This is a genomic window from Robertkochia sediminum (genome assembly GCF_016786255.1).
Taxonomy (GTDB): domain Bacteria; phylum Bacteroidota; class Bacteroidia; order Flavobacteriales; family Flavobacteriaceae; genus Robertkochia; species Robertkochia sediminum.
Map to the genome: position 1 here is coordinate 145,431 of NZ_JADMKT010000062.1, position 14,112 is coordinate 159,542.

A 14,112-nucleotide genomic window follows, 5' to 3' on the forward strand; every position below is an offset into this window, starting at 1 on the left:
TAAATTTTTTAGAATCATGGTAATGTTATCAACTTTTTTTTGTTCATAACTTGCCTTTGGACTTTTTTAGCACATTCGCATGCAGCGATTCCCAGTCTTTTCGGTTCCTGTACATGGATATGGCAGCAAAAACAGCCTCCTCGAAAGAGCTGTGATCGGCCTTGCCCTGACCGGCGATCTCATAGGCCGTACCATGGTCCGGAGAGGTACGCACCTTATTGAGTCCGGCAGTAAAGTTCACCCCCTTACCAAAGCTCAGGGTCTTGAACGGGATAAGCCCCTGGTCGTGATAGGCCGCAACCACGGCATCAAACTGCTTATGGGTGCCACTACCAAAGAAACTATCGGCAGAATACGGCCCATAGACCAGCACGCCTTCATCGTGAATAGCCTTAAGTGTTGGACGAAGCACCTCGTCGTCTTCCTTACCTATAACCCCCTGATCGCCCGAGTGCGGATTGATACCCAGCACGGCGATACGCGGCCTGCGAATACAAAAGTCCTTTTGAAGGGATTCGTTAATGATCCCGATCTTTTTTCTAATGAGCTCCGGTGTAATATGAGAAGCCACATCTTTAACCGGCACATGGTCGGTAAGGAGACCCACACGCAGGTCGTCGCTCACCATGAACATAAGCGCTTCTCCCTCCAGCTGTTGGGCGAGGAAATCGGTATGCCCGGGAAACTTAAAATCGTCACGCTGGATATTGGCCTTATTAATAGGAGCGGTAACCAGCACATCGATATGCCCTTGCTTCAGGGCATCTACTGCAGCCTTGAGCGACTCCAACGCGAACTCTCCGCCCTCTTCGGTTTCTTTACCGGGTTCTATATTAGGCGCATTCTTCCATACGTTCACCACATTACACTTTCCGGGAACCGCCTTATCGGCACTATCGACACCCTGGTACGTCAGGTTGTTCTTCAAAGCCTTGCGATAGTAAGACATCACCTTGGTAGACCCGAAGATCACCGGGGTGCAGAAATCGAGCATACGATTATCTTCAAAAGTTTTGAGAATGATCTCGGTACCGATCCCGTTAAGGTCGCCCATGGAGATCCCCAAAATTATCTGTGATTCACTTTTCATGTCAGGTAGTAGTTTTTCTATTGTTCAGGTCTGCGACCGTGGTGAGTTCTTGACAGCATTCCTTATCTTTACACCATATTCTCAAACACGCTGCCACCATAGGCAAATTTAACCAAATTATATAAGAATGTTCACAGGTATCATCGAAGAATTGGGCACCATCACTGCATTAGAAAAGGAACGCGAAAACCTGCACATCCACGTAAAAAGCGGCATTACCCACGAGCTGAAGATCGACCAGAGCGTTGCCCACAACGGGGTTTGCCTAACTGTGGTAGCCATAGAAGGCGACACCTACACCGTCACAGCCATCAAAGAAACCCTGGACAAGACCTCCCTTGATCATTGGAAGGTTGGAGATGAAGTGAACCTGGAGCGTGGTATGAAAATGGGCGCCCGTCTCGACGGACATATCGTTCAGGGGCACGTAGACCAAACCGGAACCTGCACTGCCATTGCTGAAGAAGACGGCAGCTGGCGCTATACCTTTACTTACGACCCTGCGCAGAATAACGTTACCATAGAAAAAGGATCTATTACCATAGACGGCACCAGCCTGACGGTAGTCGACTCCGGAAAAGACCACTTTAGCGTAGCCATTATTCCTTATACCTACGAGCATACCATTTTTCACACCTATAAGGAAGGTACTACGGTTAACCTGGAATTTGATGTGGTTGGGAAGTATGTGGCAAGGATTATGGGGAATAGGGAGTAGTTAGTAGGGAGTAGTTAGTGGGGAGTAGGGAGTAGTTAGTGGGGAGTAGGGAGTAGTTAGTGGGGAGTAAGGAGTAGGGAGTAGGGAGTAAGGAGTGAAATCATGTAGATTATTTTCTATATATTTATAAGAAAATACAATACATGTTGCATAAAGACTTAAACGTATGGAAGCAGAGCATGGATATGGTTACCCATGTTTACCTGATTACAAAAAAACTTTCAACAGAGGAAACCTATGGATTGATCTCTCAAATTCAACGAGCCGCTGTATCCGTCCCTTCAAACATAGCTGAGGGCGCTGCCAGAAAAAGCACAAAAGATTACATTAAATTCTTAAATATCGCCAATGCGTCTCTAACAGAGCTGGAGACACTTTTGATCCTATCAGAACGAATCTATGGAGTCACTACAAAAGGATTGATAGAAAAGGACATTACCGCTATAAAGAAAATGCTTAATCGTATGCAAAGCGTCCTAAAGCAAAAGATTTTATAAGCTACTCTCTACTCTCCTACTCCCTACTCCCTAAATTACGGCATCGTCCCTGCAGGAGCGAGGGTTTTCACGAACCCGGCATAGCCGCGTTTTTTGAGGTCTTTAAGGTGGGCTTTGGCAGCTCCGGCATCCTGGAAGATCCCTGAAAGCAGACGGGTATAGCCGTCGTTACCTTTTTCGAGCACCAGGTCGTCAACTCCGGAGAAGCGATCGAGATCAATATTATCCTGGGCCCTGTATGCTGCAAGCTGCACGGCATAAGCTTCCTGTGTTCCGGTATTGGAGATCGCGTCGATCTCGGGGATCATAGCCCCGCGGGTCGGCAAGCCGGAAGCAGCAGGGCTGCGACCGGAACTACCCGATACGGCAGCAGAAGATTCATCGTCGTCATAGAAGTCATCTTCCGCCATGAGGTATTCAATACTCTCGCGATCAGGATCGCTGGAGATAAAGAATTCTGAACGGCGGTTAAGCTGATGCTCCTCGAGGGTACACTTGGCACCATCCGGACAATCGGTTACCAGGTGGCGCTCACCAAGACCAAGGGCCTTAATACGCTCTGCGCTCACCCCTCTCGATATGAGGTAATTTGCGGTACTCTGAGCGCGGCGCTCCGAAAGCTTTTGATTGTAGGCACGGCTACCACGACTATCGGTAAACGACAGGATCTCTATCGTAAGTTCACTATTCTTCAGCAGGTATTCGGCGATCTTATCGAGTTCGACCTGGGCATCCGGACGAATATTCGAACGGTCAAAATCAAAATAGATATCGTTAAAGTCGAGCACCTCAAGAAGGTCGCGTTTTACAAGGTTTTCAAGGGCAGGCTTCAGGGTAATATCGTAGAACTTATCATCGGTATCAACATCAACCAGCTCGGTGGCGTAGTTCTCCTTATCGGCTTCCACCCAAACTTCCCCATCGTTCACTACATCTTCGAAAAGATAAGCTCCCTTATGGTCGGTTTGCATGGAATCAATGGCTACACCATCTTTATATAAGGTTACGGTAGCATCATCTACCGGCTCTCCACTTTCCAGGTCCACCACGATACCCTCGACATCGATCAGGTCGTCATTAGCGGTGATGGCATAAATATCATCTCCCCCTCTTCCGCCCCAGCGGTTACTGGCAATATATCCTATTTGGCCGGTAGTATCCACCAGCATGCTAAAGTCGTCTCTTCTACTGTTTACAGGAGCACCGAGGTTATTGACACGCCCTACAATAAAGGGATCCAGCAATTCGGCCTCGTAAATATCGAGACCTCCAAGTCCGGGATGTCCGTCACTGGCAAAGTACAATTTCCCGTTAGCCACATAGGGGAAAGTTTCGCGGCCCTCGGTATTGATCACCCCCTGAAGTGGTTGTGGAATTCCATAGGTGCCGTCATCCTTAATGGCAACAGCAAAAATATCAGACCCCCCTTTGGTACCCGGCATATCACTGGCAAAATACAGGGTGCGGCCGTCTTCACTCATGGCAGGGTGGGCGATCGACCAGTTATCGTCACCAAAAGGCACAGGTTCCGGTGGCAGCCATCCGCCTTGCGGTTTTCTTTCAGCAGTAAATATTTTTAAACGGGTAATTCCGTCCTTGTCCTTTTTCAGTTTCTTACCGTCGGAATTATTTCGGGTAAACCACATGCGCGAACCATCGGGCGCAAAGGTGGCCGTACTCTCATGGTAGCGGGAATTGATCTGGGCATCGAACTTTTTAATTCCGCTCAAGTTCCCTGAAGTATCGCGATCGGCGCGGTAGATCTCCTGAAAGTACTGCAAGTCCCAACCATGGCGGTTCTTTGCTGCACCCCCGGTATCACGAGTGGAGGTAAACACCACCTCATCGCCATACCATACGGGGCCAAATTCCGAATAGCGGGTATTCCCCTTTATCGGCTTTACGTCATAACGATCTTTTTGACGGCGTATCTCCTGGCGGTAATTCCGTTGCATCTGCAACAATCTGGCTCGGGTATCTCTGGCATTGCGCTGATATAATTGCGTCATCAGGTCGTCTGCACGGCCATAATCCCCAAGGGTTTTAAGACATTGCGCATAGCGAAAGTACAATTCAGAATCCGGCTCAGAGATCAGAGCAAACAGTTTTTGATAATAGGAGGCCGCATTTTCGTAATCGGCAATAAAATAGAAGGAATTTGCGAGCTTGGTATACACATCGGCATTCACAGTTCCGCGGTCTACCACCCCTTTGTAGAGTCGGGTGGCTTTAGAGTAGTTGAGCTCGTCGTAGGATTCAGCTGCTTTTTGCAGACGCTTATCTTGTGCGTTCAGCGCGAACACACTTAATAAGAACAATAAAGCAAGCTTTTTTACGCCCATATATGAAAAGCTCTGTTGAAAATTAATTGCTAAAAATCAGTCCCCGGATCGCGAAAAAATACAGCAATCCAACTACAAATTGCCATTATTAACACTAACTATACATTCAGGCGGGTAAAATACATATTTTATAGACGAAATGCACTTTAACATGAATTTATTCACAATTCAATAAAGCGATATCTAACTGTGATTCAATCGGCTCTTACAGAAAATACAGCACTTGTGTTGCCCATTGTTGAAAACATGATTTGGAGGGAATTCCGCCACCCTATGTTTAGAAAAAAATCGCTAACTTGAACCTCCCATAACCACCATCAATGCTGCGTAACTTTCTTGTCATCATTATAGTTCTCGTCATGCACAGCTGCTCTGATCCTTCCGGACCTTCAGAGCACAATCAAGACCCTATTTACACCGCCTATCTGGAAAATGACTCTATAGTTACAAAGGCTCGAAAAGCATACGATAAAAAAACCCTCCAAAAAACCTGGGAAACCAATACCGAACTCCTCCGGAACAACACCACAGACACCTTAGCAATTGCACTCTATAAGCAGCGAATGAAGATCGCAAGCAGATTATATCCGCGTGACAGCAGCATCGCTATCGCTCATGAGTATGAAAGGTGGGCTATGGCAAAAAAAGACAGCAGTTCGTTAGTCGATGCGTGGTTTCGACTGGCCTTTTATTACAAAAAATCGGGAGAGGTCAATACCTCCAGAAATTACGACTACAAGTCTATTCGTCTGGCCAGGGACATCAACGATACCTTGACGTTTGCCAAGGCATCGATCAACCTGGCTAACAGCCTTAATGATATTCAGAATTACGGAGGATCTCAAAAAATTGCCACAGAAGCCCTCGTCCTTGACCCACCTGACGCACAAAAGTTAAAGTTATATTCTGCCCTGGGTAACGCCAGCGCAGGACAAGAGAACTATAAGGACAAACTCTATTGGCTGGATAAGTCGATCGAACTCCTTCAGGCGACGTATCCGGACAGCATGTCTACCCCAAAGCGCATAGACCTGTACGTACTCAAGAACAACAAGGCCATGGGCTTTTTCAGGATGGGCGAAAACCGCAAAGCATTAGAAGTCCTGGAAGACCTGGTAGAGGATACGCTTTGGCTGCCGGAGATCGCCAATAAGAACAAGAGAGCCATCACCGAATACGCTCGGATGCTCCTGAACCTCGCTAAGGTAAAATACCAGCTGGAAATGGACGGACCTCAAGAGCTTACCAGGCAGTCGGAAGCCCTGCTCACCGCCATAGACAACAAAAAAGAACTCGCCGGACTATACGCCGAAATGTCGGAATTCTATCGCTATAGAGATGCGGTTACGGCCCGGAAAATCGCCCTTAGAGCGCTCGATTACGCCAGAGCCACCTCCCAAACCGACACCGAGCTCAAAGCCCTGAGACTGCTCACCGAACTCTCACCGAGGCCAAAGGCTTATGCCATGGCATACCAGGAGCTCACCGACAGCATACAGTCTGAAATGACCCAGGCCAGGGATGCTTACGCCCGCTACCAATACGATGTAGACCGCACACGAGCCCGGAATCTGCAGCTTGCCGATCAGACCAGGATCCAGCAGCTGGAGCTCAGAGACAGTCGGATACGCTCTATTTTCCTTGCCATTACGGTAGTTATTCTTCTAATGGTTGGCTCCCTTGGATATCGTCTGCTTCGCGCACGTGCACGGCTCAAACAGGCAGAGGAGGTGAGAAAAACAGAATCGGCCATTTCCAAACGCATCCACGACGAGCTGGCCAACGACCTGTACAATACCATGACCTTTGCAGAGCTCAACGCCCTGAATACCCCCGAACACAAAGAATACCTGCTCAACACCCTGGATGACATCTACAAGCGCACCCGAAACGTGTCCCGGGAAAATGCCGGACTTCCCCAGGGGGCCGAATTCGGAGAAGCCGTATCGTCACTTATTAGTCAGTACCGAAGTAGGGATACCAACATCCTCGTTCGCGGACTCAACACCGTGAAATGGGAATTATTAGAAGACTACCGCCAGCAAACCTTATACCGCGTGCTTCAGGAATTACTGGTGAACATGCGCAAACACAGCGGCGCTTCACTGGTGGTGATCACCTTCAAGCAGGAAGGAAAAAAACTGCAGGTCAGCTATAAGGACAACGGCAAAGGACTGCCCGGCAATCGCATTCCCGGCGGAGGCGGTATCGAGAATATGGAAAGCCGACTCAAACAAACCGGCGGGCATTTCAAACTGGAAAGCGCCGAAGGCAAAGGAGTTAATGTGGCGATGATCTATGGGTAAAGAGGTAAAGGGGTAAAGGAGTAAAGAGGTGAAGAATTAAAACTCCATACCTAAACCCAACTAACCACCCCATTTACAATTCATCATTCACCATTTATAATTTATCATCTATAATCGCTCCGAGCGACAGCGAGCAGCCCTATTCACGACTCCCTACTCCCTACTCCCTAATCCCTACTCACGATTCCCTAATACCCTATCCGATCCTCCTTCTCCAACCACTCCTTCATCATCTCGAGGGCTTCTTCGCGCATTTTATTTTCGGTAGTGATCTTTCGGGCGCTTATGGGTACATTGATCTCCTTATAGATAAAATCATCATCGAATCCCACCCCGGCGGCATCCTCCCGCGTACAGGCAAAAACGATACGATCGGGACGTGCCCAGTAGATCGCCCCTAAACACATGGGGCAGGGCTCGCAGCTGGTATAGAGGGTGCATCCGGAAAGGTCACCGTTATTGAGGTACCTGCACGCCTCCCTGATGGCCACCACCTCGGCATGAGCGGTAGGATCAACGGTAGACAATACCTGATTGAAGCCGCGGCCGATCACCTCATCGTCTTTGACGATCACGCAACCAAAGGGTCCGCCACTATTGTTATGCATCCCCTTGCGGCCAAGGGCGATGGCTTGTTGTAAGAATTTGATGTCTTTTTCCATGGTTAATCGGTTATACGGTTATGCCCACCTTCGCTAAAGCTACTTTGGGTGATACGCCACCTTCGCTAAAGCTACTTTGGGTGATACAGTTAAGCGGTTATACAAACCACCCTGTCTGCCGACAGGCAGGCTCGCCCTTTTGCCCTCGCGCCAGCTGGCTCCTTGGGAGAACCACCCCGTCAGCACTAAAGCACTGCCAACCCTCCTTGGGAAGGAGGGGAGAAATCCCAACTTCTAAAAAAGTGAGACAATAGCCCTTCCAACTTATTAAAAATGAACGTTCCTCTTCCCCTCTCAGGGGAAGGTGTCTGCACGAAAGTGCAGACGGAAGGGGTTGACGGAAGCTCATACTCATCATTTGAGAACGATAGCAATTAGTACTGAAACCGGAAGGGGTTAATCCCTACTAACTACTCCCCACTCCATTTAAAATTCATAATTCACCATTTATAATTTATAATTGCTCCGAGCGAAAGCGAGAAGCCCTACTCCCTACTCCCCATTCATCAACTCCTCCCTCATCTTCCTTCGCTCTTCCATCAAGGAATCTTTCAATCGCAGGAAGCGGGTATTATCTTTCAAGGCCCCGAACACGGGATCGGGCACCGAGGTGTCGCTTATCAGGTGGTAGATCCACCATTGTTTTCCCAGTCCGGTTTGCACGGCCCGTTCCAGGTAATCCATAGCAACAGCCGTATCTTTCTTAATCGCATGCACTTCCGCCAGTTCGAACAGGGCATCGGTATCGACAGGATCCTTCAGCAATATGAGGGTGAGTCCTTTTCCGGCTTCCTCGAGAATAGGATGGGCACTGGCACTATCACCTTCCTCTAAATACAAAAAAGCCATGTTTATAGGCTTCTGCTCCGGCTCTCCATAGGCTACGAAACGATCCAGATGCGCCATAGCCCGGTCATAGTCCTTCAGAAACACCTCATTAAAGGCCGCATTGCGATACGGACTCGGATAGGTGTGAAAGGCGTAAAAAAGAATGGAATCGGTATAGGTACGCAACAAGGTGGTATCTCCGGCAAAGATCGACCAGTTGGCATAATGGCGAAATTTAGAAAGCCGGCCCAGGGTATCCTGTGAATATGATGTAGCGTCGAGCATATCTTTCGCCTCCTTGAGCATTCCCAACCCAAGGTAGGCCCTGGACAGCACACGATGCACATAGGCACTATCGGGATATGCCCTATGCACCTTTCTGTAAGCGCGAATGGCATCGGCAAGATCACCGGCAGTATATACCGAATCGGCAGTACCGATCATTTCTTCATAGGGAGGAAAAACCGCAGTCTCTTGCTGCGGGGATCTACAGGAGACATACAGAGCAGTACAGGTGATCAAAAACAATATCAAGCCCTTCATCTTTGGTGGTCATCGGTTGACACGTTCAAAGTTATGGCTTTTAATTGATTTTCAATACAATAGCTTGCTATTCAGTGCGTTAGTCTGAATAAAGGTGATCAAGATCTTCCGGACGCCGCTTATCGAGTTCATCCTTGTAATCTTCGATCATATCCATGAGGTCTTCATACTTTTCGTTGAGCTCATGATTGTCTTCAGAAAGTTTGGATTGTTCAGCCACCAGGGTCTTGGTCTCCGAATAAAAGCTGATCATGATCACTCCGGTAAGCACCACGTAAAAGATAAACGCGATGATCACGATACGGGGTAAGGTTAGTTTAGGCATGGCTTCAGGTTTTTTGAACTGCGAAAGCCGGAGCCAGGGCCTCCACAACGATTTGGGACCTCTAATGTAAGAATTATTGTACGTTATTCGAGTTCAGCAGATTAAAATGTGGTGAATGATCAAAAAACGGCAGTAAGCGATAAGCATTACGCTGTAAGCTTCAGAGAACCACCCCGCCTACACCATTGGTGTAGGCACCCCTCCTTGGGAAACCACCCCGTCCACGACTATCGTCGTGGACACCCCTCCTTAGAAAGGAGGGGGGAAACTCCAACTTCTAAAAAGAATTTAAGACCAGCCGCCCCGACAGAACGCTCTCCTTCCCCTACCAGGGGAAGGTGGCTTCAGCGCAAGCTGAAGACGGAAGGGGTTCTCGCCCACTTACCCATCTACCTACCTACCCACTAAAAAAAAGAACATCCGATTCCTTTGGAATTTCGCATAAAAATCCACAACTTGCTTATTCTCAAAGTTTTACCCTCATCACGTCGGGGTCGTTTCCATCGATCTCACTGCGCCATCCATCCGGCGCCTTTAGTAGCCTCCTTATCGCTTTTACATAAAAAATGTAACCAACGCTTTTTCTTCAAAAGCAATCAATCGCGTTATCATGGCTAAAAAAGTAGTACGTAGTGACGAAAAGAAATCCGTGTTCGGCCTCGATGTCAACGGACCCGTATTCTTCACCTCATCCATTTTCATTATTATCAGTATTGTCCTCACCCTGGTGTTCCGGGAATCGGCCGAAGCCTTTTTTACCGACCTTCAGGATGTGGTATCCACCAATGCCGACTGGTTCTTTATCCTGGCGGTAAACATTATCCTGATCTTCCTCCTCTACCTCGCCTTCGGGAAGTTTGGCGGCATGCGCATCGGAGGGCCTTTGGCCAAACCCGAGTTCACCACCACCTCCTGGTTCGCCATGCTCTTTAGTGCGGGGATGGGTATCGGACTCCTGTTTTTCGGGGTGGGAGAACCCGTCATGCACTTTAACAATCCGCCCACTGCTGTACCGCAAACCGCCGAAGCAGCGACCGAGGCGATGAATTTCACCTTCCTCCACTACGGTCTCCATCCGTGGGCCGTTTACGCCCTGGTGGGACTCGCTATGTCGTATTTCACCTTTACCCGCGGACTCCCCCTTACTGTGCGATCGATCTTTTATCCCTTCCTGGGCGACCGCATCTACGGAAAGATCGGGGATGCTATCGATATCTTTGCGGTACTGGCTACCGTTTTCGGATTGGCAACCTCCCTGGGGTATGGCGTACAACAGATCGCCACCGGACTCAATTTCGTTTTCGGAATTCCCTCCGGCACCCTGACACAGATCATCCTGATCGGCTGCATCACCCTGATCGCCACGGTCTCGGTAGTGCTCGGGGTCGATAAAGGGGTAAAGGTGCTCAGTGAGTGGAATATGCGTATTGCGATCCTCCTGCTGGTACTGGCACTCATCCTGGGGCCAACGGTGTTTATCTTTCGCGCCTTTATCGAAAATACCGGTAGCTATATCTTCAACTTTGTTCACCTGGCCACGTGGAGTGAAACCTATACCGGGGGCAACTGGCAGAATTTCTGGACCGTACTCTATTGGGGTTGGTGGATCGGGTGGTCGCCCTTCGTCGGGATGTTCATCGCCCGGATCTCCAAGGGACGTACCGTTCGCGAATTCATCCTCGGGGTATTGCTGGCCCCTTCGCTGGTGACTTTTTTCTGGATGTCGACCTTTGGTAGTGCTGCCATCAAGCAGATCATGGGCGGGAAAGAAAAACTAGCCACCGCGATCGACAATGATATTGCCACCGCCCTGTTCGTATTCTTCGAAGACTATCCGATGGCCGCCGTGATCAACATCGTGGCCATCTTACTCATCGCCGGATTCTTTATCACCTCTTCCGACTCCGGATCCCTCGTGGTAGACAACCTCACCTCGGGAGGTAAGATCGACGCCCCTGTAGGACAGCGAATCTTCTGGGCCCTGACCGAGGGAAGTATTGCTGCAGTACTGCTGGGCGGAGGCGGACTCCTCGCCCTGCAAACCGCATCGATCATTACAGGGTTACCCTTTACGATCATCCTGCTCATCATGTGTTACTCCCTCTATAAGGGACTGAAGGAAGACTGGCTCAAACAGCAGGAGAAACAATCGAAGAAGACCATGGATAATTACGAGAAGATCGTATCCGACCTCATGGCCAAACGCAGGAATCCCGAAACTAAAAAAACTGAAGCCCAATGAAAAGCATCAAGAAAATACTCGTAGCCCTCGACCTCTCCGAGATCGATATCGACCTGATCGATTACGCCTCCTTCCTCTCCAATAACCTGGGAGTCGAAGAGGTGTATTTTGTGCACAATATGAAAAAGTTTGAGATCTCCGACCTCTTCAGGGAGCAGCTCGCAGATATCGACCTGGAGCAGATCATTAGTGATGAGCTCGACGAGAAGGTAGCGCAGCACTTTAAAGCTGATGCCAAAACGGAGGTGCTCATCGCCGAAGACCCGTATACAGAGACCCTCATCAATTACGTAGCCCAGAGCAATATGATCGACCTGGTGCTCATTGGCCATAAGGACAAACACATGGGTACGGGCATCATTTCCGACAAGCTCTTGCGCACCCTCAAGTGCGACATCCTGGTGATTCCCCAGCACCCCGAGCTCAGGCTGGACAAGGTATGGGCGGGAACCGATTTCTCTCCGGCCTCGCGAAAGATCTTCAGCAGGCTGCATTTGCTGCACGACAAGATGAATACCAATGTGGTGGCGGCCCACATATACCACGTACCGGTACAATTCTCCCCTTATTTAGACAAGGAAGAAATGGTGCCCAAGATCGAAAAACACATCAACCAGAAATTCGACAAGTTCCTGGCGCGCTCCCCCTTTCCGGATATCAGTAAAAAGATCATCAGAGGCCGTAATGCCACCATCCCTGAAAAACTCACAGAGATGGCACTGCGCGACGGCTCGGCCCTCCTCGTCACCGCCGACAAGGGAAGCAATGTCTTCTCCTCCCTGCTCGTAGGTAGTGTAACCGATGAGCTATTTAGAACGAAGTTGCCGTTTCCGTTGTGGGTGGTTAAATAGAGGAAAGAACCAAGAGGAAAGATGAAGGAGTAAAGACAACGACAGTAGATCTGATGCTGAATTGCAAAAGGGCTGTAGGCTGTAGGCTGTAGGCTGTAGGCTGTAGGCTGTAGGCTAAAAGCAATGCTATTTCCGGCACTTCGCAACTGCTTATCCATCTACCGGTCTACTCGTTTACCTTCCTACCTGTCTACCCGTTTCTACGGAAACCCGTAAGGAAATTGCGAAAATCATCTCTATATTGCCCTGCGTGTGAATCCCAAAAGCACACAGCACCAACCCATAAGTAACCATTGAGAAATCAATAGAACCATGAAACCTAAAAAGATCTTAACCCTACTTACCGAAGGCGGCACCCTGGGCATCGCCCAGATCGAGATCAAAGAACTTTGTTACTACTACGTTTACGATCAAAACGGAGACACCGAAGTACCCCGCCCGGAGCCCGATTTTCTTCACGCCTCTTTCGAGAGCCTGTGGGCATCATTCGAATGTGATCCCTTTCAATATTTTCCGGGTAGCGGACAAGCCCTTCCGGAGGCGGTGAACGATTTTCTGAGAGTGGAATTCCGCGAAAAAGAGCAATTGCGGGAGCTAAATGTGTTTTTGGTAGAGCGCTGGACGCAATGTTTGTACAGCACGGTGGCAGATGAGGTCAATGCCTTTAGTTATAAGGTGCATTAAGAAGGTGATGTGTGAAGTGTGGACCACCTCAGATCACGACAAAATACTTTGCTTGCCCTAGTTTACCCGGCTCAATTCATAGCCTAAAGGAAGAAGCAACATACCAAATACAATACTTCAAGAACACCCCCCTGAACACCAACGCTTGAACAAAACCATTCTCCTCCTTAGAAAGGGAAATGATTATATCGAATTTCAAAGGATCGTATTGGGCCTTCACAAACAATACTGGGCACAATGCAACATCTGGAATGAAAAAAACTATTACACGGGTAACTATGCTGTTTGCGCGACCTTTGCCAGTATGTGGCAAACGGTAGGCTTTACCTCGAACCCTTTTGAACATGTCCCTGAGTGTCCGGGAGAACTAAGGAAGGATGTAGCTGAAGTTATTGAAAAAGCCCTCAAGGAACAATGGGAACAAGGCACGCTTACTGAAGAGCAAAAGATCAAATGGTTACACTTTATAAAACCATAGATCACCCACTGACTACTCCCTACTCCCTATTTAACCAACCGTAGCTTTAGCGCAGGTTGGCTCCCTACTAACTAATCCTTATCCAACTTCCCCTGCACCTCAACCTTGGCGCGTTTGTTGGTGACGATACTGCCTTTGGAATCGTATTTCATTTCGATGGACTTCACCTTCTCATCCTTTTTTCCGGGTACGGCAAAGGGCACGGTAGCCATGCCTTTGGTGAGCAGTCCGGTGGCGGGATTAAAGGTCTTGCTTTCGCCCCCTTCCATCTTGATGGTCAACTCTTTGATCTGCACAGTACCCTGAATGCACTTAATGCGGATCCAGTTCGCGGTACGCTCCTTTCCGGTAAGGCTCACCTTATCGGTTTCACTTTTAAAGGCCACACTCTTCTCGGCCAGTTTTTTCCAGTTTCCGTCCTGGGCGTGCACCGAAGGAATCACAAATAAAAACAGCAACAGCATTCCGAATAGTTTCATTGCTTTCATCATTTAAATTTTATGCAATTTACTGATTTTTAGATTTTTATGTGTTGCTCGGAAGGTT

Annotated in this window: 13 protein-coding genes; 7 read left to right on the forward strand and 6 right to left on the reverse strand. The window is 48.7% G+C overall.

Features of this window, described 5'->3' with window-relative positions; genetic code table 11:
- Positions 1-43: 43 nt before the first annotated feature.
- Positions 44-1,090, reverse strand: coding sequence for a 4-hydroxythreonine-4-phosphate dehydrogenase PdxA (gene pdxA, locus IS446_RS00945; protein ID WP_203057331.1), 1,047 nt, complete (start codon positions 1,088-1,090; stop codon positions 44-46).
- A 127-nt stretch (positions 1,091-1,217) separates the two neighbouring features.
- Between pdxA and IS446_RS00950 the strand changes: the two genes are divergently transcribed.
- A complete protein-coding gene (locus IS446_RS00950; protein WP_203057333.1) occupies positions 1,218-1,808 on the forward strand; it encodes a riboflavin synthase in 591 nt (196 codons plus the stop codon).
- A gap of 143 nt (positions 1,809-1,951) precedes the next feature.
- The gene (locus IS446_RS00955; RefSeq protein ID WP_203057335.1) at positions 1,952-2,305 is read left to right on the forward strand and encodes a four helix bundle protein; all 354 of its coding nucleotides are present in this window, start codon (positions 1,952-1,954) and stop codon (positions 2,303-2,305) included.
- Positions 2,306-2,340: 35 nt separating this feature from the next.
- On the opposite strand, the gene IS446_RS00960 is transcribed toward IS446_RS00955, so the two are convergent.
- Positions 2,341-4,623, reverse strand: a complete 2,283-nt coding sequence (locus IS446_RS00960) for an OmpA family protein (RefSeq protein WP_203057337.1) — start codon at positions 4,621-4,623, stop codon at positions 2,341-2,343.
- Between the two features lie 383 nt (positions 4,624-5,006).
- On the opposite strand from IS446_RS00960, the gene IS446_RS00965 reads away from it, so the two are divergent.
- Complete coding sequence (locus tag IS446_RS00965) at positions 5,007-6,953, forward strand: sensor histidine kinase (protein ID WP_203057338.1); 1,947 nt, start codon at positions 5,007-5,009, stop codon at positions 6,951-6,953.
- 188 nt (positions 6,954-7,141) lie between these two features.
- Here the strand turns inward: IS446_RS00965 and IS446_RS00970 are convergent, their stop codons facing one another.
- The 3 genes from IS446_RS00970 to IS446_RS00980 all read right to left on the reverse strand — a co-directional run bounded on the left by IS446_RS00970 (position 7,142) and on the right by IS446_RS00980 (position 9,311).
- Positions 7,142-7,615 (reverse strand): nucleoside deaminase, encoded by a 474-nt coding sequence (locus IS446_RS00970; RefSeq protein ID WP_203057340.1) that lies wholly within the window; start codon positions 7,613-7,615, stop codon positions 7,142-7,144.
- A gap of 492 nt (positions 7,616-8,107) precedes the next feature.
- Entirely contained in the window at positions 8,108-8,986 is an 879-nt protein-coding gene (locus tag IS446_RS00975; RefSeq protein WP_203057342.1) for a tetratricopeptide repeat protein, read from the reverse strand.
- A 79-nt stretch (positions 8,987-9,065) separates the two neighbouring features.
- Positions 9,066-9,311 (reverse strand): hypothetical protein, encoded by a 246-nt coding sequence (locus IS446_RS00980; protein ID WP_203057344.1) that lies wholly within the window; start codon positions 9,309-9,311, stop codon positions 9,066-9,068.
- 610 nt (positions 9,312-9,921) lie between these two features.
- On the opposite strand from IS446_RS00980, the gene IS446_RS00985 reads away from it, so the two are divergent.
- The 4 genes from IS446_RS00985 (at position 9,922) to IS446_RS01000 (ending at position 13,566) form a co-directional block, all read left to right on the forward strand.
- Positions 9,922-11,553 (forward strand): BCCT family transporter, encoded by a 1,632-nt coding sequence (locus IS446_RS00985; RefSeq protein WP_203057346.1) that lies wholly within the window; start codon positions 9,922-9,924, stop codon positions 11,551-11,553.
- Positions 11,550-12,404 (forward strand): universal stress protein, encoded by an 855-nt coding sequence (locus IS446_RS00990; protein WP_203057348.1) that lies wholly within the window; start codon positions 11,550-11,552, stop codon positions 12,402-12,404. Before IS446_RS00985 ends, IS446_RS00990 begins: the two co-directional genes overlap by 4 nt.
- A gap of 312 nt (positions 12,405-12,716) precedes the next feature.
- Complete coding sequence (locus IS446_RS00995) at positions 12,717-13,088, forward strand: hypothetical protein (RefSeq protein WP_203057351.1); 372 nt, start codon at positions 12,717-12,719, stop codon at positions 13,086-13,088.
- 145 nt (positions 13,089-13,233) lie between these two features.
- Positions 13,234-13,566, forward strand: a complete 333-nt coding sequence (locus IS446_RS01000) for a hypothetical protein (protein ID WP_203057353.1) — start codon at positions 13,234-13,236, stop codon at positions 13,564-13,566.
- A gap of 71 nt (positions 13,567-13,637) precedes the next feature.
- On the opposite strand, the gene IS446_RS01005 is transcribed toward IS446_RS01000, so the two are convergent.
- The gene (locus tag IS446_RS01005; RefSeq protein WP_203057355.1) at positions 13,638-14,045 is read right to left on the reverse strand and encodes a hypothetical protein; all 408 of its coding nucleotides are present in this window, start codon (positions 14,043-14,045) and stop codon (positions 13,638-13,640) included.
- Positions 14,046-14,112: the final 67 nt, after the last annotated feature.